Source organism: Pseudomonas sp. R11F (genome assembly GCF_050312575.1).
Classification (GTDB): domain Bacteria; phylum Pseudomonadota; class Gammaproteobacteria; order Pseudomonadales; family Pseudomonadaceae; genus Aquipseudomonas; species Aquipseudomonas palleroniana.
In genome coordinates, this window is the sequence record NZ_JBNPJU010000020.1 from 38,427 (window position 1) to 59,369 (window position 20,943).

General features: G+C 61.8%; 20 protein-coding genes. 9 read left to right on the forward strand and 11 right to left on the reverse strand.

The features are described 5' to 3' along the window. The first annotated feature begins 1 nt into the window (after position 1). A complete protein-coding gene (locus ACQRBV_RS05955) occupies positions 2-724 on the forward strand; it encodes a tetratricopeptide repeat protein (protein WP_411985117.1) in 723 nt (240 codons plus the stop codon). Between the two features lie 2 nt (positions 725-726). Further along, a complete protein-coding gene (locus tag ACQRBV_RS05960) occupies positions 727-999 on the forward strand; it encodes a DUF3613 domain-containing protein (RefSeq protein WP_060755714.1) in 273 nt (90 codons plus the stop codon). A gap of 27 nt (positions 1,000-1,026) precedes the next feature. Here the strand turns inward: ACQRBV_RS05960 and ACQRBV_RS05965 are convergent, their stop codons facing one another. Together ACQRBV_RS05965 and ACQRBV_RS05970 are read right to left on the reverse strand one after the other, a co-directional pair. Further along, complete coding sequence (locus ACQRBV_RS05965; RefSeq protein ID WP_060755713.1) at positions 1,027-1,800, reverse strand: response regulator transcription factor; 774 nt, start codon at positions 1,798-1,800, stop codon at positions 1,027-1,029. Between the two features lie 143 nt (positions 1,801-1,943). Beyond that, positions 1,944-2,417, reverse strand: coding sequence for a prepilin peptidase (locus tag ACQRBV_RS05970; protein ID WP_205344205.1), 474 nt, complete (start codon positions 2,415-2,417; stop codon positions 1,944-1,946). A 72-nt stretch (positions 2,418-2,489) separates the two neighbouring features. On the opposite strand from ACQRBV_RS05970, the gene ACQRBV_RS05975 reads away from it, so the two are divergent. Both ACQRBV_RS05975 and ACQRBV_RS05980 read left to right on the forward strand, forming a co-directional pair. Further along, complete coding sequence (locus ACQRBV_RS05975; RefSeq protein WP_205344204.1) at positions 2,490-2,930, forward strand: TadE/TadG family type IV pilus assembly protein; 441 nt, start codon at positions 2,490-2,492, stop codon at positions 2,928-2,930. Further along, entirely contained in the window at positions 2,927-5,647 is a 2,721-nt protein-coding gene (locus ACQRBV_RS05980; RefSeq protein WP_411985116.1) for an ATP-binding protein, read from the forward strand. Before ACQRBV_RS05975 ends, ACQRBV_RS05980 begins: the two co-directional genes overlap by 4 nt. On the opposite strand, the gene ACQRBV_RS05985 is transcribed toward ACQRBV_RS05980, so the two are convergent. From ACQRBV_RS05985 to ACQRBV_RS06005, 5 genes are all read right to left on the reverse strand, one after another. After that, positions 5,644-7,620: a pilus assembly protein TadG-related protein gene (locus ACQRBV_RS05985; protein ID WP_244384467.1), complete on the reverse strand. Its 1,977-nt coding sequence runs from the start codon at positions 7,618-7,620 to the stop codon at positions 5,644-5,646. The two genes, ACQRBV_RS05980 and ACQRBV_RS05985, sit on opposite strands and share 4 nt — an antisense overlap. A 213-nt stretch (positions 7,621-7,833) precedes the next feature. Continuing rightward, on the reverse strand, positions 7,834-8,391 hold the full coding sequence (locus ACQRBV_RS05990) for a DUF4136 domain-containing protein (RefSeq protein ID WP_060755009.1): 558 nt from the start codon (positions 8,389-8,391) through the stop codon (positions 7,834-7,836). Positions 8,392-8,435: 44 nt separating this feature from the next. Continuing rightward, positions 8,436-9,038: a DUF4136 domain-containing protein gene (locus tag ACQRBV_RS05995; RefSeq protein WP_161547816.1), complete on the reverse strand. Its 603-nt coding sequence runs from the start codon at positions 9,036-9,038 to the stop codon at positions 8,436-8,438. 23 nt (positions 9,039-9,061) lie between these two features. Beyond that, positions 9,062-9,811, reverse strand: coding sequence for a methyltransferase (locus ACQRBV_RS06000; protein ID WP_161547815.1), 750 nt, complete (start codon positions 9,809-9,811; stop codon positions 9,062-9,064). Next, entirely contained in the window at positions 9,804-10,112 is a 309-nt protein-coding gene (locus tag ACQRBV_RS06005) for a MazG-like family protein (protein WP_003188211.1), read from the reverse strand. The genes ACQRBV_RS06000 and ACQRBV_RS06005 overlap by 8 nt, the downstream gene beginning before the upstream one ends. A gap of 179 nt (positions 10,113-10,291) precedes the next feature. Between ACQRBV_RS06005 and ACQRBV_RS06010 the strand changes: the two genes are divergently transcribed. Next, positions 10,292-10,585, forward strand: coding sequence for a hypothetical protein (locus tag ACQRBV_RS06010; RefSeq protein ID WP_060755012.1), 294 nt, complete (start codon positions 10,292-10,294; stop codon positions 10,583-10,585). Between the two features lie 3 nt (positions 10,586-10,588). Beyond that, entirely contained in the window at positions 10,589-11,932 is a 1,344-nt protein-coding gene (locus ACQRBV_RS06015; RefSeq protein WP_411985115.1) for an MATE family efflux transporter, read from the forward strand. Between the two features lie 48 nt (positions 11,933-11,980). Here the strand turns inward: ACQRBV_RS06015 and speA are convergent, their stop codons facing one another. From speA to ACQRBV_RS06035, 4 genes are all read right to left on the reverse strand, one after another. Next, positions 11,981-13,894 (reverse strand): arginine decarboxylase, encoded by a 1,914-nt coding sequence (speA, locus tag ACQRBV_RS06020; RefSeq protein ID WP_060755014.1) that lies wholly within the window; start codon positions 13,892-13,894, stop codon positions 11,981-11,983. Between the two features lie 142 nt (positions 13,895-14,036). Then, positions 14,037-14,408: a translation initiation factor Sui1 gene (locus tag ACQRBV_RS06025; protein ID WP_411985114.1), complete on the reverse strand. Its 372-nt coding sequence runs from the start codon at positions 14,406-14,408 to the stop codon at positions 14,037-14,039. Between the two features lie 182 nt (positions 14,409-14,590). Next, entirely contained in the window at positions 14,591-15,127 is a 537-nt protein-coding gene (locus tag ACQRBV_RS06030; RefSeq protein WP_161547813.1) for an NUDIX hydrolase, read from the reverse strand. A 2-nt stretch (positions 15,128-15,129) separates the two neighbouring features. Beyond that, a complete protein-coding gene (locus ACQRBV_RS06035) occupies positions 15,130-16,107 on the reverse strand; it encodes a DUF2333 family protein (protein ID WP_372241630.1) in 978 nt (325 codons plus the stop codon). Between the two features lie 388 nt (positions 16,108-16,495). On the opposite strand from ACQRBV_RS06035, the gene ACQRBV_RS06040 reads away from it, so the two are divergent. From ACQRBV_RS06040 to aroQ, 3 genes are all read left to right on the forward strand, one after another. Then, complete coding sequence (locus ACQRBV_RS06040; protein WP_060755018.1) at positions 16,496-18,166, forward strand: response regulator; 1,671 nt, start codon at positions 16,496-16,498, stop codon at positions 18,164-18,166. 53 nt (positions 18,167-18,219) lie between these two features. Beyond that, positions 18,220-20,181, forward strand: a complete 1,962-nt coding sequence (locus ACQRBV_RS06045; protein ID WP_411985113.1) for a methyl-accepting chemotaxis protein — start codon at positions 18,220-18,222, stop codon at positions 20,179-20,181. A 293-nt stretch (positions 20,182-20,474) separates the two neighbouring features. Next, a complete protein-coding gene (gene aroQ, locus ACQRBV_RS06050) occupies positions 20,475-20,930 on the forward strand; it encodes a type II 3-dehydroquinate dehydratase (RefSeq protein WP_411985112.1) in 456 nt (151 codons plus the stop codon). The last annotated feature ends 13 nt before the right edge of the window (positions 20,931-20,943 follow it).

The following is a 20,943-nucleotide window of genomic DNA, read 5'->3' on the forward strand; positions in this document are numbered from 1 at the left end:
GATGAAAGCCTTGATAGCCGGTTTGAGCCTGTTATTGCTCGGCGGTTGTGCCACCAATGGTCAAACCCCGTGGAGCGCACTCACGGCCGCCGGCAGTTGCCCCAAGCCCGCTTCCGACCAGGAGCTGGCATTGAACCTGGCCGATGAAATGGCCAACGACGGCAAGCTGCACGCCAGCCTGGCCAACCTGCAGAACCTGCCCTCGCACTTGCCCCAGGTGCGCCTGCGCCAGGCCAAGGCCTATCGTTTGCTGGGCCGCGGCGAGGCCGAGCCGTTGTACCGCAGCCTGCTCGGTACCTGCATGGCCGCCGAAGGAGAGCACGGCCTGGGCCAACTGGCCTCGGCCAAGGGCGACAACGGGCAAGCCATGGCGCACTTGCAACGTGCGGCACGCTTGGCACCCACCGACGAAAAAATCCGCAATGACCTGGGCGTGGTGTACCTCAACCAACTGCGCCTGGAAGACGCCCGTTTCGAATTCATGACCGCCATGGAACTCAAGCAGAGCGACCCGCTGGCGGCGATCAACCTGGTGACCTTGCTGATCTATCAGGACAACTGGAAGCAGGCCGCACAAGTGGTCGGCCAGATGGGCCTGAGCCCGGAACAAGTCACCGAGGCCCAGGCCAGGGCCGAGAAACTCAAAGGCTCCGGCGCTCCCGTCGCCAAGGCCAGCGATCAGCTCGCCACGGTCCGTGAGACCAACGGCAACTCGAGGAATTGATGATGAAACGACCCTATCTCACCAGTCTGGCAGTGCTGACATTACCCATGAGTGTCCTGGCCATAGAGCCCGGGCCCTCATCCCCGCAACAGGCCGCCACTGAAAATTGGCTGACGTTGCAGGTCAGCGGCAAGCTCGCATCCAGCACCCAGCAAAAAGCCACCGCCGCCGAACGCGAACAGGCTGCCCAGCGGTTGCTGGACAGCTACAAGCATCCGATCCCGGAGTTTTTCGAACAGAAAGTCGGCGGGCAAACCGGCGGCAATCATCAGTAGTTTGTGGGAGGGGGGATGGTGTTGTGATCAGTGAGCCGTCACCTGCTGGTGCGGCGCCAATTTGCCAGGCGACAGCGCCAGTGCCAGTTGCGTGCGGTTATGCATGTGGGTCAGGCGCAACACCTGGGAGACGTACAACTTCACGGTGTTTTCGGTAATGCCCAATTCGCAGGCAATCTGATAGTTGGTCTGGCCTGTGCCCACCAGCCGCGCCACATCCCACTGGCGCGGTGACAGCGGTTTGAAGATCGCCGGAATTTCCGACGGCCCCGCCGGGACCGCTTCGCCCTGCGCCCCTGGCGGGCTGCGGCGGACTTTATCGATGTCCTGATACAGCTCGTTGATGGACTCGGACAGAAATTGCAGCTTCTGATTCAAGTGCCCCAGTTGCAGATCCTTCCTGCGCTCTTGCAATGCGGCGTCCTGGCGCTGCAAGCCTTCGAGCAATTCATCCAGGTTGATCGGCTTCTGATAGTAGTCGGCGAAGCCGGCCCGCAGGGCCTTGATCACATCCTGCTTGTCGGCGCGCCCGGTCAACATGATGGCTTCGAAAGCCCGCTGCTTACCGGCGACCTTTTGCAACGCCTGGACCAATTCGATGCCGTCCATGTCCGGCATATGCAGGTCGCACAACACCAGGCCGATCTCGGCGTCTTCGCTGAAACACGTCAAGGCCTGCTGGCTGGACTGACAAGGGACGCAACGATAGCCGCTGCTTTCGAGAAACTCACAGAGCTCCTCCACGATCAGTGGCTGATCGTCGACCACGAGCACTTTAACCGCAGAGGTAAGCTTGTTCACACGCTACTCCATGCCAGGCACGCCAAAAGATTGGCCCATCTTTTACGACGAATATCCCTACACAACTTAAACAAAATTCCTACACAACTTAAACGTAGACGTACTTTCCGACTATGTACATAGCGTTAATACCCCCATGACGACTAATGGATCCAAAACCACGTAAGTACGAATCCCACCAGCAAAAACGGCGCGAACGGCAGTTTTTTTGACGATTGCGGCGCCAAACCGGCCATTTGGTCTTTAAACACCGGCCCCAGAAGCGCCCACACTTTTGGCGCAAGCATCAGCCAGAGCACACTGGCGAATGCCGCCCCGATAAAAGCCCCCAGCAAATACTCGGCATTTGAGGCCAGCGCCAACGCCGCGAGCAACTTCACATCGCCCGCGCCCAGGCGGCCCAGGGCGTAACCCGGCAGGGTCAGCAGCAGCGCCAGCACCAACGCCAGCGCGCCCTGCCCGGCCGGCGCGCCCAGCCATGTGCTGCCCGTGCCCAGCAGGTAGATCAATGCCAACAGGGCCGCCCCCAGCGTCAGGCGGTTAGCCAGCAACCGCTGCCGAGCGTCCTGCGCCGCACACAGCCCCAACCACACCAATACCACGGCACCCTGGATCACGTAAAAAACATCCCTTTTTGCTGATTGATTCTATGCTGATATCAAGTAGTAGCCGTCAGGGTAGACGCGGTGATGAGAACAAGCCTCCCCAAAAAGCAAAAGGGTACGGCGGCGATCGAATTCGTCGCCGTGTTCATGATTTTTTTCGGCGTGTTCTACGCAATGGTCAGCTATAGCCTGCCACTGCTGTTAAAACAGTCGTTCAACCAGGCGACCGCTGAAGCCGTGCGCCTGGTCGTGGGCCTGGACCCCACGATGCAAGGCTATGACGCGGCGGTGATCAACATGGCCAATACCACCGTTGCGACACGCCTGGGGTGGCTTCCCGCAGCCTTCAATTTCAACGCAGCGACACAGGTCAACACCACCTTGGTCAGCGGCCTGGTAACGGTAAAAATCAACTACCCCACGGCCAATCTGCAGAATGTGATGCCCTTTATCGTGTTGCCCGGCATTGGCAGCGTGCCGCAGTTGCCGGCGACGCTGCAGGCCCAGTCGAGCCTGCAGTTTTGACCGCCGGGGACAAACTCTTCGGGCGTCTGCTCGGCCGCAGCGGCGCGCTGGCCCTCGACACGCCGGCGCCACCTAGCGCCGGGCTGCACCTGCACCTGGATGCCCAGGGGCGCGTGCTCGATATCAGCGGCACCTTGCGCCAATACCTCGCGCCGCATGCGATCGCGTTACCGTTGCAAGACTTGCTATGCGCCGACAGCGCCCTGGCGGTGGAAGGTATTCCCGCCGACTGGCAACGCCACAGCCTCGACCTGGATTTCCAGGGGGCCGCCGGGCAGCCCTTGCACACCCGTGGCACGCTGGAGCCGCACGCCAACGGCTGGTTGCTGCATGCGGTGGATATCGGCGATTTACTCGGCGGCCGGCAATTGGCCGAGCAACGCGAACAGAACCACCAGCTCACCAGCCTGGTCAGCGCGCAACTGCGGGTGTGCAGCCTCAGCCGTTTGTCCGAGGTGTTCAACGAACAGTTGTGCAGTGTGGCGCAGCGCTGGCGCATTCCCTGTGTGGCTCTCGCATTGCTCGATCAGGAAGACCAAGGCTGGCAGATCTATAGCCAGTACGCCAACCATGATGCGCCGCAGCTCTGGCACACCGGGCAGCGCCTCGGCACCTGCCTGGACAACCTCAACGGCACCACCCCACTGGCGCTCAAAGCACCCTATGGGCGTGGCGAGCACCCGCGTTTACACAGTGTGTTCGGCAACGCCGATGGCTTCCTGGTGCCCTATCGCGACGGCCAGGGCGTCGCCGCGTGGCTACTGTGCGGCCCCTACAACGGCCATCCCCACTGCACGGATCGCGACTGGCTGAACCTCGCCGCCGCCCTCGCCGCGCCGTTGCTCAGCCGCGTGCGCGAACAGCACCACCACCAGCAGTTGGAGCGCCTGGAAGCCCTGCAAGGCTTGCTGGGTACCGGCTGGTGGGAGCTGTTGCCCAGCAGCGACGAGATCCAGCTTGCCCCGCAATTGATGCGCAACCTGGGCCAGGCAGAAGAACCGACCCGGCAAGCCCTGGACACCTGGCTGCACCTGATCCACCCCGCCGACCGTCTTGAACTGCAGAGCCGTCTGCGGGATCTGCATCACCTTGGCAAACCTCTGCTCGCCAGCGTGCGCTTAAGCCGCAGCGACAGCACCTGGTATCGCGTCCAGGGCCAAGTGCTGGGCACCGGTGAGCAACGCCGTTGCATCGGTTTCATGCTCGACATCAGCGACATCAAAAACCAGCAGTTGCAGGCCGACGTCGCCCATTCGCGCCTGGAAAACCTGATCGCCAGCTCGCCCGCGATCATCTACGTGCAACGCTATGTGGATGGCGCGCTGCAACCGGTTTTTTTCAGCGACAGCCTGCTGCCGCTGCTGGGCCGTACCCTGGCCGAATGCAACCACGAAAGCCTGGTGCAATGGGTGCACCCGGATGATCGTGACCTGTACTTCCAACGCACCCGCCAGTTGCTGCGCGAAGGCAGCGTACGCAGCCGTTATCGGGTACAAGACAAACAGGGCGGTTACCACTGGCTGCTCGATGAAGCCAAGCTGCTGCGCGACGACCTCGGCCTGCCGGTGGAGGCGGTCGGCCTATGGCTGGACGTCACCGAGGCGACCTTGACCGCGCAGCAAGTCAAGGACAGCGAGGAGCGCTACCGAATTCTGGTGGAGGACTCCCCGGCGATGATCTGCCGCTACCGCCCGGACCTGACCCTGACCTTCGGCAACACGCCATTGGCCAACTACCTGGAATGCCTGCCGGCCCAACTGCCGGGCCTGAACCTGGGCGGCTGGTTGTCGGACGAACAACGCCAGGCGTTTTTACAACGCATCCACCAATTGACCCCCGAATTTCCGGTCAGTACCGCGGAAATCAGCCTGCAACTGCCGGGGCGCGAGCATGCCTGGTGGGTATGGTCGGACCGTGGGGTGTTTGATGAGCAGGGCGCGTTGCTGGAAGTGCAGGCCGTGGGCCGCGACAACACGGAAGTCCGCCGCTCCCAGCAACAACTGACCCAAAGCGCGAAAATGGCCACCCTCGGCGAAATGGCCACGGGCCTGGCCCATGAGATCAACCAGCCGCTGAACGTGATGCGCATGGCGATCGTCAACGTGCTCAAGCGCCTGAGCACCGGCAACGCACAGGTGGATTACCTCACTGAAAAACTCCAGCGCATCGACGCCCAGGTGCAGCGCGCGGCACGGGTGGTGGACCATATGCGCGTGTTCGGCCGCCGCTCGGAAGTCGAGCAGCAACCGTTCGACCCGGCGCAGGCGGTCGAAGGCACCCTGTCGTTGCTCAGCGAAGGCCTGCGCGGCAAAGGCGTCGAGGTGCGCGTGAGCCAGGCGGATATCCCGGTGCAAGTCAAAGGCCACATCGATCAGCTTGAACAGGTGCTGATCAACCTGATGGTCAACGCCCGTGATGCGCTGCTCGGCCAGCGCGAGAGAAACCCCGAGTTGCGCCCGTGGATCGCCCTACACACCGAGCACGATAGCCAGCACGTACGCCTCTGGGTCGAAGACAACGGGGGTGGCATCGACCCTCGCTTGCTGGAGCGCATCTTCGAACCCTTTTTCACCACCAAGCCGATAGGCGTAGGCACCGGGCTGGGCTTGTCGGTGAGCTATGGCATTGTGGAAAACATGGGCGGGCGCCTGAGCGTCAGCAACGGTGAGCACGGCGCACGCTTTTGCGTGGAATTGCCCAGGGCCACCGACGCTTAAATCACCAGGTAGGCTTCCCCGGTCTGGCCACAGCTCAGGTTGGCGCCGACATTCACGTTCGCCAGGCTGATCCCCAAGCTGTTCAACAGGTTGTTGAGGATCGGGTTCAACAGCGAGCCCAACAGGCCATCCACCGCCGGTGTGACGATAGCGCTGACGCCACTGAGCAGCGACACGGTATTGGTGATCAGGCTGCCCAGCGGGTTACTGCCCACCGGCTGGTAGGCCGTGAGACCGACGCCGCTGAGGGTCGCGGAAAGGCTGCTGACCACATTGGTGGCCGGCGTGGCGGCTTGATAGGTCGGTGCAAGGCCGACGTTAGGCGGCGTGGCAAATGGCGCGGTACTGGAGAACACCTGGGTCTGGTTGCTTCCGGCGATCGGGCTTTGCACCTTGATCCCGATGCCACCGCCGGCAAACGGCACACGGCTGTCACAGCTGCCAATGAAGGCAATCATATGGCAGGTCTTGGTGCCGATATCGATCAGCGCCAGCGGCGCCACCGTCATCGGCTGGGTGGTCGAAAAAGCATTGGTGATGCTGCCGATATTCAGCGAGGCCAGCGAGGTAGTGGTGCTGGCCGTCAGGCTCTTGGTGCCCGTGCCGCCCGTTGGGCAACTGTAGGCGGTGACATAACTGCTGGCGCCACCGGCATCCAACACGACATTGAGCGGCAGGTTGCCCGGCATCACCAGCAAATCCAATTGCTGGCAACCAGCCCCCAGCAAGCACAAGGCCGAATTGATCGAGGTCACCAGGTTCAAGCTCAGCAGGCCATTGACCACGGGGGTCAGTGGCCCCAGCAAGTTATCCACCGCCGTAGTCAACCCCGACAAACTGTTCAACACCGGCAAACTCACCGTCACTTCGGTGCGTACCTGGGCCGTACGCACGTAGATCGCATTCGGCCCCTGTGGGTTGGCCGCCGCCAGCGCCGGGTTGCCGACGGCCGACAGTTGCGGCGGCTGGGTGACTTTGACCTGGGTGGTGATGTTGGCCAGCCCCAGCAGGCTGACCGGCAAGGTCGCCGCCACCGCGCTCTGGCTGTTGGACAGTTGCACAATGCCCTGGACCAGTTGGAAGACTTGAAGGTTGGCGTTCAGCGCCGACGCCGTGGTGCCGGTCTGCACCTGCAGGATCTGCCCAAGCGTCAGCGGTGCCTGGTTGATTGCGGCCAATTGCAGGTTGCCCAGGGCGGTCAACACATCCACCGAGGCGCCGTTGGCGGTCAACACATTGATCGCGGCCTGGATCAACTGCGTCGCGGTGACGTTGGTGTTGAGCAACTGCGTGTAATTGCCAGCGGTCAGGTTCAGGTTGATCGCCAATTGGTTAAGGTAACTGAGCAGGTTGATATTGGTATTGATCAGGCCATTCCAACCGGCGACCGTCAGGTTGACGTTGCCGCCGAGCAGCCCGGAAAACAGCGGGTTCAACAGGCCGGCATTGGCCGTATTGACGCTGGCCAGCGTGCTGTTGATGGTGAGCTGGGCCAATGCCGGCGTGGGTATCGCCGCCACGGCCGTGGCGGTCAAGACGGTACTGAGGCTGAGAGGGTTGCCGGAGGTCAGTGCCCAGACGCCTGCCGCGATGCTGGTTGGCACGGTATTGCTGACCACCACTTGAATCGCTGACGACAGCGCCGGGTTGGCACTGAAGGTGCGCATGCCCGAAGCGCCGGTGGTCACCGAACCGCAGCGGGCCACCAAGGTATTGCCATTGCCCAGTACAAAATTATTGCGCGCCACACTCTGCGCAGCAAAAGCCGCAGCGCTCAAACCGGCCTGGCACGTCCCCCCGCGGCTGACGGCCTCCAACGCGGCCGTGTCCGCCACGCCTTGCAACTGGCGCTTGGCCAAGTACAAACGGCCGCTGTCGATCACCAGTAATGTGCACATCAACGCCAATGCCAACACACCTACCGTCATCAGACCCACGGCGCCACGCTGCTTGTCATGAAATCGGGGAGACATCGAGCACTCCTGTGCCGGCGAGTCGCCGAGCGCTTACTCTCCTGGAGTGTAGATGAGGGCTCATGCAAACGCAGGCGTCAGGGTACCGAAGGTCTTGTGTGGGGGGCTTGCTCCGCTATCGGGAGCAAGCCCTAACGCCAGTCAGTTAAAGGTTGGGCTGTGGAACACATCATCTGTAGTGAGCGGCCCCCTCACACAGGATTTGCGCTGTCTTTACCGGGGTGGGTAGTTGGACAGGATCTTGCCCACGGTGGAGCGAATCGCATTGCTGCGGTCCTGCGGGTTCGGCGAGCTGGCCATGATCTGTTCGTCACTGCCCCGCCATACCAGTTTGCCGTCCTTGCCGTCGAGCAGGTCGATCTGGATAGTCGCCACTTTGTAGGTGATGTTGCGCGTTTCGTTGTACATCGGCGCCCCCCAGTAACCATTCCATGGGCCGCCCCAGGCGCCGCCGTAATTGGTGGTGACTTGCTGCTGGCGGTCCTCGACGATCAGGTAGGCCTGCACCTTCAGGTCGGCATGCCCACCCGCCGCCGCAGGGCGCAAGCCGCGTTGGTCGAGTTGTTCGCCCACAGCCTGGCGGATGCGTTGTTCGGTAAGGTCACTCTTGATCCGTGGATCATCCGGGCGGTATTGCAGCGCCGGGTCTTTCCAGGCCCAGCTGCGGTAGGCGCCAAAGTCGCGGCTGGCATCGAAGTCATGGTTGACCTGACTGGTCTGGCAGCCGCCCAACAATACAACAACGGCAAGTGCAGCAATGCGACGAAACATGGAGGTTCTCCAAAAGACGTTCGAGCCTGAAATGAGAATAGCGGCTAACTGGGCGGATAGGCGGACATTGCCTTCTGCATCGCCTCGCGCAATGCATCAGCTCGCTCACTCAGGCTGCCCTGGCTGCTGGTTTCGGCGCTGGTGCTCCAGACCGGCTGGCGGGTGCGCGCATCGAACAGGCTGATCCGCGCCACCGCGACGGTGACTTCATAGGTGCGCACCACCGGCACCGTGTTGTACATGCCGTAGCCATTGCCATAGCGGTTATAGCCGCCATAGCCGTAGCCATAGTCGTCCTGCACCTGCCGCAGGCGCTTTTCCAGGCGCACGTCGGCACTGACCAGCAGGTCTGGCGCACGGTTGTCATGCAACAGGCGCAGGCCGCGCTGATCGAGGGCACCATTCACCGCCTCGGCAATCTGTGCCGAGTCGACCCAGGCAGAGCCCGCCGGCAGTTGGCCGTTGAGCCAGGCCCAACTGCGGTAGGCACCGTAGTCACGCACCGGCGCCGGGTAGGCGCTGGCATCGAAAATCTTGGCCGCCTGGGCCGGTGCCGGCGGCATTGGCGCCGAAGCCGCCACATAGGGGTTGGGGCTGGAACAGGCGCCCAGACCGAGGGACAACAGGATCAAACACAGACGACGCATTTCGACCTCCGCAACTGGGCCGCTCAAACCGGACGGCAGATCCAGTGTAAATAACGCCCAAGTCCGGCAAAGCTTGGGTGACGACGATGAGCGAGTTCCATCTCCAACAAATCCTGCAGGTCGGCACGGGCCTGGAACTCCACGGGCATATAGTCGTGGAACACCCGCACGCCACTTTGACTTTCGACTTGCCACAGCCCCTCAAGTTGCGCCGCCAACTCCCGTGGATCAAGCGGCTGTTGCGGGGTGAGGCTCTGCTTTTCGCCGGCCATGTCGTTCTTGCGCATCTTGCGGAAGTGGCCTTTGAGCAGGTTGCGATAAATCAGCGCATCGCGGTTGTAGAACGCCAGCGACAGCCAGCCGTCAGCCACGGTGAGTTGGTGCAGCACCGGCAGGATCGCGTGGGGTTCGGCCAGCCATTCCAGCACGGCGTGGCACAGCACCAGGTCATAGGGCTCGGTGAGTTGCCCGAGCAAGTCCTGCCAGGGCGCATGGATAAAAGTCGCGGCCTGCCCGGCCTCGGCAAAACGTTGACGGGCGCCCTCGAGCATCGGCTCGGCAGGTTCGGCCAACGTCACGTCATGGCCGCGCTCGGCCAACCACAGCGACATGTGCCCCAGGCCCGCACCGATGTCCAATACGCGCAACGGACGATCCGGCAGCGCTTCACTCAGGTCGGCCTGCAGCACGGCCAGGCGAATGGCGCCCTTGGCACCGCCATAAATCTTCTCGGCGAACCGTGTGGCCAGTTGGTCGAAATGACGGTCACTCATGGGCAAACCGCCGTTCGCTATCGGCCAGCTTGGCGCGCACCACCTCGTTCATGTCCAGGCCCAACTCACTGCACAGCAACAACAGGTACAGTACGATGTCGCCGACTTCCTGGCCGGCGTGGGCGAGTTTGTCCGCGGGCAACTGGCGCGACTGGTCTTCGGTCAGCCACTGGAAAATTTCCACCAGCTCGGCCATTTCCACACTGGCGGCCATGGCCAGGTTTTTCGGACTGTGAAATTGCTTCCAATCGTTGGTATCGCGGATGCGATGCAAGCGTTCGGTGAGGTGTTCGAGGTTCATGCGCGGGCTCCTGAAGGCGTATAGCTTCGGGCGGATAAGCCATCAAGGCAAGTGAATCCAGCGACGCCCAACACAGCCCATGATTACCACGCGGCAAACCTCTATGCTTATAGGGAACTCGCCGGGCGCAATCGCAACCCAAGGCACAGCAACGTCCACTCTCTCATCAGGGCACACACATGCAGGTAGAAAGCTTTTTCGGATGGTTGGGCCAGGCGCTCGGTTCCATCATCCGCTTTATCGTCGACGGACTCAGCGGGCTATTCGGTGCCTTGACCAACGCCGGTGGCAACTTCGTCGATGGACTGTCACGCACCTTGGGCATGGACACCTCGATCATCAGCATCATTACCCTGATCATCGGCCTGATGCTGTTGTACTCGGCGGTGCGCGCATTTATGCGGGCGTCGATCATCGTCGGGATCATCTGGCTGATGCTGGGCCTTTGGCTGCTCAGCTGGGTCGTGCATTAATAATTGAATACCCTACTCACCGACTGGCGCCACCGTTCCACCCATCGTCGCGTCTGGGCCCTGGCCGCACCGATGATCCTGTCCAATATCTCCGTGCCGCTGGTGGCCCTGGTGGACAGCATGGTCATCGGTCACCTGCCCCACGCCCATCAATTGGGCGCCGTGGCCGTTGGCGCCAGCCTGTATACCTTTCTCGCCTGGGCCATGGGGTTCTTGCGCATGGGCTCCACCGGGTTTGCCGCGCAAGCCGCCGGGCGCGGCGATGGCGCGGCGTTGCGGCAAATCCTGCTGCAAGGTCTGTCGCTCGCGCTGGGCCTGGCGATAGTGCTGGGCACAGTCGGCATTCCCCTCAGCCATCTGGCCCTGGAATGGATGCAACCGTCCCCCGAACTGACTGAGCTGACCCGCGAATTCTTCCACACCCGCCTGTTCGGCCTGCCCGCCGCACTGGCCAGCTATGCGCTGGTGGGCTGGTTCCTCGGCACCCAGAACGCCCGTGCACCGCTGGCGATCCTGCTGACCACCAACCTGGTCAACATCGCCTTGAACCTGTGGTTCGTGCTTGGCCTGGATTGGGGGGTAGTCGGTTCGGCGCGAGCGTCGGTGGTGGCCGAGTGGGCCGGCGCCCTGCTCGGCCTGGCGATGACGCACAAAGCCCTGCGCGCCTACCCCGGGCATATCGCCTGGGCGGCGTTGACGCGGTGGAAAAGCTGGCGCCCGCTGCTGGCGGTCAACCGCGACATTTTCATCCGCAGCCTCACGTTGCAATCGGTGTTTTTCATGATCACGGTGCAAGGTGCGCGCCTGGGTGACGCCACCGTGGCGGCCAATGCACTGCTGCTCAACGGCCTGCTGCTGACGGCTCACGCGCTGGACGGCCTGGCACACGCGGTGGAAGCGCTGTGCGGTCACGCCATTGGTGCGCATGATCGCCAGGCCTTGCGTCGCTCACTGGTGGTAGCCGGCGGCTGGTCACTGATCGCCAGTACGGGGTTCGCCGTACTGTTCACCTTCGGCGGCCACCTGTTTATCGCCATGCAAACCGATATCACCAGTGTGCGCGAAACCGCCGACCGCTACCTGCCCTACCTGGCCGTGCTGCCGTTGATCGCCGTCTGGAGTTACCTGCTGGACGGCCTGTTCATCGGCGCAACGCGGGCACGGGAAATGCGCAATGGCATGCTGCTGACGGTCTTGCTGACATTCCCATTCGCCTGGGCGTTGCAGGGCATGGGTAACCACGGCCTGTGGATAACCTTCCTGCTCTTCATGGCGCTGCGCAGCCTGACCCTGGCATTCATCGGCTGGCGCCTGAACACGCAGAATCGCTGGTTGGTCGGGTCATGAAATAAAAAACCCACCTGAGAAGGTGGGTTTTGCTCAACCGCTATCGCCTCACGACGACAGGTAAGACGAGCGAGTCAACCCGAGGCGCAATGCGTCGAGGAACTGGGTACGTTCACTCGCACTGATCTTCGCGCTGGCGCACTTGTCACGGTAGTGCGTCATCAACTCCTCCGGCGACAAGTGCACGTAGCGCAGCATGTCTTCGATGGTGTCATGGGTCTCGATCCCGGCGCTGTACACCGAACCGTCTTCGCGCTGGTAGATGTTCACCGAATCGGTATCGCCGAACAGGTTGTGCATGTCTCCCAGGATTTCCTGGTAGGCGCCCACCAGGAAGATACCCAGCAGGTAGTCCTCACCTTCATTCAGGGCGTGCACGGGCAGGCTGGTCTCGATGGACTGCTCATCGACGTACTGCTTGATCTTGCCGTCGGAGTCGCAGGTCAGGTCCTGCAATACCGCACGGCGCAGCGGCTCTTCGTCGAGGCGGTGCAGCGGCAGGATCGGCAGCACCTGGCCGATAGCCCAGGTGTCCGGCAGGCTCTGGAACACCGAGAAGTTGCAGATGTACTTGTCGGCCAGCTTGTCGTTGAGTTCGTCCAGCACCTGGCGGTGCGAGCGCTGACGCGCCTTCAACGAGTTGTGCAGGCGGCGGCACACGGCGAAGTAGCATTGTTCGGCCAGGGCTTTCTCGGCCAGGGTCAGCTTGCCGTCGGCGTACTGGGCGGCCACGTCGCTCATGTAATGCGTGGCGCGCCAGTAGGTTTCGGTGACCATTTCGATGTCGGTCGGGCCGAGCAGGTCGACCAGCCACTGCACGGTCTCCGGCAGCGCTTCCTTGTTCTCGATCTGCGGCACGTCGTCGTTGTGTTTCTCGACGTCGGTGACCTGTACCACCAGCATGGCGTGGTGCGCGGTCAGCGAGCGGCCGCTTTCGGAGAAGATGTGCGGGTGCGGCAGGCTCTGCGCATCGCAGAATTCCTTGAGCATCCCCACTACCACGCCGGCGTAATCGTCCATGTCGTAGTTGATCGAGCTGGCGTTACGCGAGTGCGTACCGTCGTAGTCCACGCCCAGGCCGCCGCCGACGTCAATGTGGTCCACCGGCAGGCCGAGGTTGCGCAGCTCGCCGTAGTAACGGATGGCTTCCTTGAACCCATGCTGGTAGTCGGCCAGGTTGGCGATCTGCGAGCCCATGTGGAAGTGCAGCAGGCGGATGCCCTGGTCCAGGCCGGCAGCGCGGAAGCGCTCGACCACCGACAGCAACTGCGCCGCCGACAAACCGAACTTGGATTTCTCGCCGCCGGTGTCCGCCCATTTGCTCGACGCCAGCGACGACAAACGCACGCGCAAGCCAACCTGTGGCTTGACCTTGAGGCTCGCGGCCTCTTCGATCACCAGGCCGACTTCGGACTCTTTCTCGATCACGATAAATACATTGTGGCCCAGCTTCTGGCCCATCAGCGCGAGGCGGATGAACTCACGGTCCTTGTAACCGTTGCAGACGATGGTGCCGCCCTTCGGTGCCAGGGCCAGCACGGCCAGCAGCTCAGGCTTGGAACCGGCTTCCAGGCCGATGGACACGTTCTGGGTGGCGATGATGTTTTCGATCACCGCTTCCTGCTGGTTCACCTTGATCGGATACAGCGCGGTGTACTTGCTCTGGTATTCCAGGCGCTCGATGTTCGAATCGAACGCGCCGGTCAGTTGGCGCACGCGGTCTTGCAGGATGTCAGGAAAGCGCACCAGCAGCGGCAAGGACAAGCCGCTTTTGCGCAACTCGTCGACTTGCTCGTACAAGTCGACGGGTGTGCTGTTCGGGCCGTTCGGACGGACTTCAACGCGACCGGCATCATTGATCGCGAAATACCCGGCCCCCCAATGGCGAATCCCGTAAACACTGCGGCTGTCCGCAACTGTCCATTGGCTGCCATCGTCTTTGCGTGTGCGTCGTACGGACATCGAAGTCCCCTATAAATGAAGTCGAAGGCACCGCCCCCATCTGAGGCTGGCGCAGTCTAAAGAATTAAAATGACGATTTGCCTGTAAGAGAGGTAGACCCCGCTCGCAGGACAGAGTTTAGACACAGGTCGGGAAGAGGCTTTCAGCCGCCGGACTTCTTGGCCTTGTACCCGAGCTTGATCAGCTCGGCCAACAGCAACTCGACGTGATCGCCCTGGACCTCGATGACGCCGTCTTTCAACGCGCCACCGGTGCCACAGCGCTTTTTCAGCGTCGTGGCCAGCTCCTTCAGGGCATCTTCGGCCAGCGGTACGCCGGTGATGGTCGTCACCGTCTTGCCGCCACGGCCTTTGCTCTCGCGTCGCACGCGGGCAATGCCGTCGCCTTCAGGGATCAGGGTCTGTTTGCAGGTGCAAGCGGCCACGGGCTGACGACAGTCCGGGCAGTGTCGACCTGCGTCGGTGGAAAATACCAGGCCACCAAGGGCGGCGAAGGATGCGGCTTTTTTGGCCACCGGCAATCCTCTTGGGAGGACAAAGACAGATCGGTACCTGCGAAGAGGTCACCGACCGCGAAGCCCCACTCAGGCAGGGGCAGCGCTACCGAACCGCACAGGGTGGTTCGGGTGAAAAGTCGCGCAGTGTAACCACAAAAAGCCGACTTGCTAAGAGCCAAATGGCGCCAATTTATACAACTTTAGCGACGCGAGGCCAGATAGCGCCGCAGGCCCTCTTGAGCGTCCGGGCAATAAGGCTTTTGCTCAGCCTCCAGCAGCACGGTTTCAATGGGTAAAAAGCGTGCTTCCATGACCTCCTCGGGCTGCAACCGCAGGGGGCCATCCCACACGGCGGAGTAGGATTTGCACCAAAGCCGGCTGTCGCCGTCTTCAAAGAAGAAGTGATCGTGCTCGGTCAGTACCGCCCCGGCGACGCCCAGTTCTTCTTCCAGCTCCCGCGCCGCCGATTCAGCGTAGGACTCGCCTGCCGCCACCATGCCACCCGCCGCCGTGTCCCAGAACCCGGGATACAACGCCTTGCTCAGGGTGCGTCGGTGCACACACAGCAAACCTGCCGAATTGAACAGGAAGATAAAGGTGCAACGGCCGATCAGGCCGCGCTGGCGCAGGTCAGACCTGACGAGGTGGCCGAGCAGGTTGTCTTGCCTGTCGACCCAGCAGATCAGTTCAGCATCAGAGGCCGCGCGGTGCGCGGCCTCGTTTGGAATAGCGTCCATCATCAACCCTGGTTGAGGAGCTGACGCAAATCGATCACTGCAGCGTTTGCCCGGGAAATATAGTTGGCCATCACCAACGAGTGGTTGGCGAGAACGCCGAAACCACTGCCATTAAGGATCATAGGACTCCAAACGGTTTCCTGCGAGGCCTCCAGCTCACGAATGATCTGACGCACGCTGACGGTGGCGTTCTTCTTGGCCAGCACATCGGCAAAGTCGACTTCAATGGCGCGCAGCAAATGGGACAATGCCCACGCCTGGCCACGGGCTTCGTAGAACACGTTGTCGATCTGCATCCACGGCGTTTCCACCACTTCTTCATCGACCTGCGGCACCTCACCTGGAGCCAGGGCTTCAGTTTTCAGTGCAGTGTTCAGCTTGACCCGGCCCACGCTGGCCGACAGGCGTTGCGACAGCGAACCCAGGCGGGTGGCGACATCCCCCAGCCAGTTGTTCAGGTTGTCGGCACGCGCATAGAACAGCGCGCCGCGCTGGTTCGGATCAGACAGGCGCGCTTCATAGCGGCTCAGGGAGTTGATACCTTCCTGGTATTCCGACTCACTGGACGGGAGCACCCAACTCTTGTTGTCGAAGTTGAAGCGCGGCTCGGCCTTGGCCAGATCGGCGTCTTCAGCCGACTGCGACTGGGATCGGGCAAAATCCTTACGCAGGGCGCGGGTCAGGTCACGCACCTGTACCAGTACGCCGTACTCCCAGCTCGGCATGTTGTCCATCCACAGGCCAGGCGGGAAACGATCGTTGGAAATGTAGCCACCGGGCTTGTTCAGCAACGTGCCGACCACGGTCTTGAGGGTTTCAACGGTGGTGTAGCCCACCACCATCTGCTTGCCTTCCTTCTCGGCGGCAAGCTGGGCGTTTTGCTGGACCGGGAACAGCGCCGGCTCTTCGCTCCAGTACCAACCCAGGGCACCGGTGACCAACAGGTACAAGCCCAACACGCTGAGCAAGGCTTTGCTCATCAGCAGGTTGCGAAAGTAGCCACGATTGGCCGACTTGGGCTCAGGGGCGGGGCCTTTGGCACTGCCTTCACGGTTTTTCCAGTCCAGCATGGCGATATCCTTTCAATCACTTGAGTTCATGCACATCAATTGTCCGGGTGCGTTCAAACACTCCGACCACAACCCTACCCCATCGTGCCCGCCGGTGCGGGCCTTTTAAACGAAAGTGGCACACAGGCAGATTCGACTATAAAGGATGCACGCTTTTTACGCTGCGCGACCACTCGGTCAAAAACTGAATGGCAGAGACTTGCACTTAATTGACGTATGACACTCATGCAACATAAAAGAGGTGCTAGCATAGAGCCATCAGTCGACCTCAGCATGCACCCTCACTAGTAGTCAGGATATGACCGAGCCAGAAGACCCCAGCCGTGAGCGTCTCAAGCACCATTTTGCCCAGCGGGTAATTCATCAGGCACGTCAAATTCTTGAGATCTGGCAACGCCTGCAACGCAGTGAATGGTCGAACGCCGATTTTTCCGAACTCAGCGAAGCCAACCTGCGCCTGCTGCGCTTTGCCGAGCGCTTCGAGCAGCCGGAGCACGGTCAACTGGCACGGCATATCGGCGAGTCCCTGCAGGCTGTGGACGAAAATCGCGGGCGCTTGAGCAGCCAACTGATCACCGAACTCAACCGCCTGATGCAACGCCTGTCACGCACCGGTCTGCGCCAGGGCGACCAGTTGGAACAAACCTTCCTGCCACCGATGCGCAAGCCGATCTACGTGATGTTGGCCGATCACGACCGCGCCGAGCGCTTGGCCAAGCAGCTGGAATTCTTTGGCATGAGCGCCCAGTCCCTGGACAGCATCGCGGCTTTTCGGGCGTCCATGGCCGAGCGCCTGCCGTCCGCCATCGTGATGGATGTGGACTTCTGCGGCGAAGGCCAGGGCCTCAAGCTCGCAGCCGAAGCCCAGGAGGGCCTGGAGCAAAAGCTGCCGCTGCTGTTCTTCAGCTTGCATGAAACCGACACCCCGACCCGCCTGGCCGCCGTGCGCGCCGGCGGCCAGGAGTTCCTCACCGGCACGCTGGAAGCCTCAAGCCTGCTGGAAAAGATCGAAGTGCTGACCTGCGTTGCCCAGTACGAACCCTATAAAGTCCTGATCATCGATGACTCACGCGCCCAGGCATTGCACACCGAGCGGCTGCTCAACAGTGCCGGTATCGTCACCCGCACCCTGATCGAACCGATCCAGGCCATGGCTGAACTGGCGGATTTCCAGCCAGACCTGATCATCCTCGACATGTACATGCCCGCCTGCACCGGCACCGAACTGGCCAAGGTGATCCGCCACAACGACCGCTACGTCAGCGTGCCGATCATTTACCTGTCGGCCGAGGATGACCTGGACAAACAGCTGGACGCCATGAGCGAAGGCGGTGACGACTTCCTCACCAAACCAATCAAGCCGCGCCACCTGATCACCACCGTGCGCAACCGCGCCGCGCGTGCGCGCAACTTGAAGGCGCGGATGGTGCGCGACAGCCTGACCGGCCTGTATAACCACACCCATATCCTGCAACTGCTCGAAGACTGCAGCTTCCGCGCGCGCCGCGAGAACAAGCCGTTGAGCTTCGCCATGCTCGATATCGACCATTTCAAACGGGTCAATGACAGCCACGGCCACCCTATGGGCGACCGCGTGATCAAGAGCCTGGCGCTGTTTCTCAAGCAGCGCTTGCGCAAGACCGACTATATCGGGCGCTACGGCGGTGAAGAGTTCGCCATCGTGATGCCCGACACCGACCTGGAATCGGCCTGCAAGGTGCTGGATGAAATCCGCGGGCGCTTTGCCGAAATTCATTACCCGGCCCAACCCCAGGATTTGTGGTGCACCTTCAGCGCCGGCCTGGTGGAATTGTGTGATGGCTCCGACAGTTTGATGATGGCCGCCCAGGCCGACGAGGCGCTGTACCGCGCCAAGGATGCCGGACGCAACCGCGTACTGGCCGCACGCACAACAAGGCAAAGTGCCACTTTTTCACCGGAATCCACTGATTCCGTCATAACTATGTAATAGAAACGCAATAACTTCAGGCACTTATCTTTCGCCGTCGGTTGAAACCCCGCATGCGCCTGAAGCTGCTGACCAATCTCAATACCCTTCTATTGGTGGCCGTGTGCCTGGCCCTGGGTGCGACACTCTGGTGGTCGCAACGGGCGCTGGAACGACCTTACCTGTTGATGGAGCGTTATCTGGGTTTGTCCCAGACCTTTCAGAACCAGGCCGCGCGCAATATCGACGATTACCTGGCCAGCGGTGATGCCTTGCGCCTGAGCAGTGCCGGCCAGAGCCTGGAAAGCCTGTTGCAACATCTGGATGAACTACCAGCGGACCTCGCGCAGAACCTGCGCCCCAGCCTCGTTGACCTTGATGCGTTCAGCAAAACCGACCTGCTGGCCGCCGGCAAACTGGCGGGTGACCCGCAAGCGCTGTTGCTGCAAGCCGAACGTGAAGTGGGGGCGAACCTGGAACAACTGAGCCAGTACGCCATGGGCGTCAACTCGCCGGAGGCGGCGCGATACCTGCCGCCGCTGCTGGACGCGTCCCAGCACCTGGGCAAATTATCCCTGGCCCGCGATAAGCTGGTCAGCAGCGGGCGCGCCGAATTGGCCGACGATGTAGAGCGAGAGCTGGCCAGCATCCGCACCCAGGCCGAACGGTTGGCGCAATTGCCCTTGCTGGGCGTCAAGGCCAGTAGCGAATCCAGCGCCGATGACTTCTCCGCCATGATGGGCCTGGAAAACAACGAAAAGACCGAAGCGCAAGACACCGGCGTCGACCTCAAGCGCGAACTCAACAGCCTGCTGACCCGCTACCCCGCCGAACTTAAGCGCACCCGCGAGCAGATCCAGCAACGGGCCGACCTCGCCACGGCCACCCATCTGAAAATCGCCGCCGTGCAGCAAGCCATCGCCGGCCTGGAGCCCGTGGTGCGTGCGCAACACGGCAAGATCCAAGGCGAAGTACGCTTGATGCAGGGCGTGATGATCGGCCTGATCCTGCTGATCGCCTTGTTGATCGATACCCTGCAACGGCGCCTGGCGCGGGTGCTGACCCATCTTGCCCCGGCGCTTTCGACCTGGGCCGAAGGCGACTTCGGCCAACCGATCGCCCTGGGCAAGACCAACCGCGAACTGCACGACATCGAAGCCTCCCTGAACCGCCTGCGCGCCTACCTGGTGGACTTGGTCGGCACCATTCGCGGCAATGCCGAGGAAGTTGCCGGCACCAGCCGTACCCTCGCCGAGCTGAGCAGCGGCCTGCACGACGGCGCCGAGCGTCAGGCGGGCGATACGGCGCAGATTCGTGACTCCCTGGGCGAGCTGGAAGCCACCATCCAGCAAGTGGCGGGTGATGCAAGCCAGGCCGCCGACGCCAGCCGCAGCGCGGGCCAGGCTGTGGAACAGGGTCAACGGGTGATCGGCTTGAGCCTCACCGGGCTGCATTCGCTGGTCGGCGAAGTGCAGCAAAATGCGCAGATGATCGAAAAACTTGCCGAGGAGTCCGCCACGATTGGCGGCGTGCTGACGGTGATCCGCTCGATTGCCGACCAGACCAACCTGCTCGCGCTCAACGCTGCCATCGAGGCCGCCCGCGCGGGTGAGGCCGGGCGCGGGTTTGCCGTGGTCGCCGATGAGGTGCGCTCCCTGGCCCAACGCACGGCGGGCGCCACGGCGCAAATCCAGGACCTGATCGCCGGCCTGCAAACCGCCGCCCACCAATCGGTGCAAGGCATGCGCGCCCAGGTCGAACACGCCGAAGCCACAGCCCAGCAAGCCCAGGCGGCGGATGGCGCGCTGGATGAAATCGTCGGGGCGATCCAGACCATCTCCGACACGGCAGTGCGCATCGCCGATGTGACGGCACAACAGAGCGGCGCCGTCAGCGAGATTCGCGATAACAGCGAGCGGATTCACCAGCTGGGTGAGGACAACCTGCAGCGCATCGGCCAAGGGCGCAGTCAGGGCGAGCACCTGCTGGTGCTGGGAGGCCAGCTCAATACGGCAGTCAAAGCCTTCCGCGTCTGAGCCGTTCCAACGCCATATGAGGATAAATTTGGGAGGGGGCTTGCTCCCGATTGCGGAGTGTCAGTCTCAGTATCCATGACTGATCCACCGCTATCGGGAGCGAGCCCCCTCCCACAGTTGATGTTCGTTGGATTCGGAGTGTGTCGCCAATGACCGGATCCTGCGGCGCAGTCACAAACTTTGCGCTATCCTCGCTAATCGTGCCGCCTACTGCATAGAACTGGACAGTCACAAAGGCTTTGCGGCATAGTCGCCGGGTTCTGCCGTACCCCATCCATAACAAGGAACAGCCGATGGCGACCTTACTGGTTCTTCACGGACCCAACCTGAACCTGCTCGGCACCCGCGAACCGGGCGTCTATGGGGCAGTGACCCTGGATCAGATCAACCTTGATCTTGAGCGACGGGCCCGTGATGCCGGCCACCATCTGCTCTACCTGCAAAGCAATGCCGAGTACGAATTGATTGATCGCATCCATGCCGCACGCGGTGAAGGCGTGGACTTTATCCTGATCAATCCCGCCGCTTTTACACACACAAGCGTTGCATTACGTGACGCATTGCTGGCGGTGAGCATCCCATTCATCGAAGTGCATTTGTCCAACGTGCATAAACGCGAAGCTTTCCGCCATCACTCTTATTTCTCCGACGTAGCGGTAGGAGTGATCTGCGGCCTTGGCGCCAGCGGTTACCGACTGGCCCTGGAGGCCGCCCTGGAACAACTTGAACAACCGGCCAAGCGCCCCTGACCGACCCTTGGGA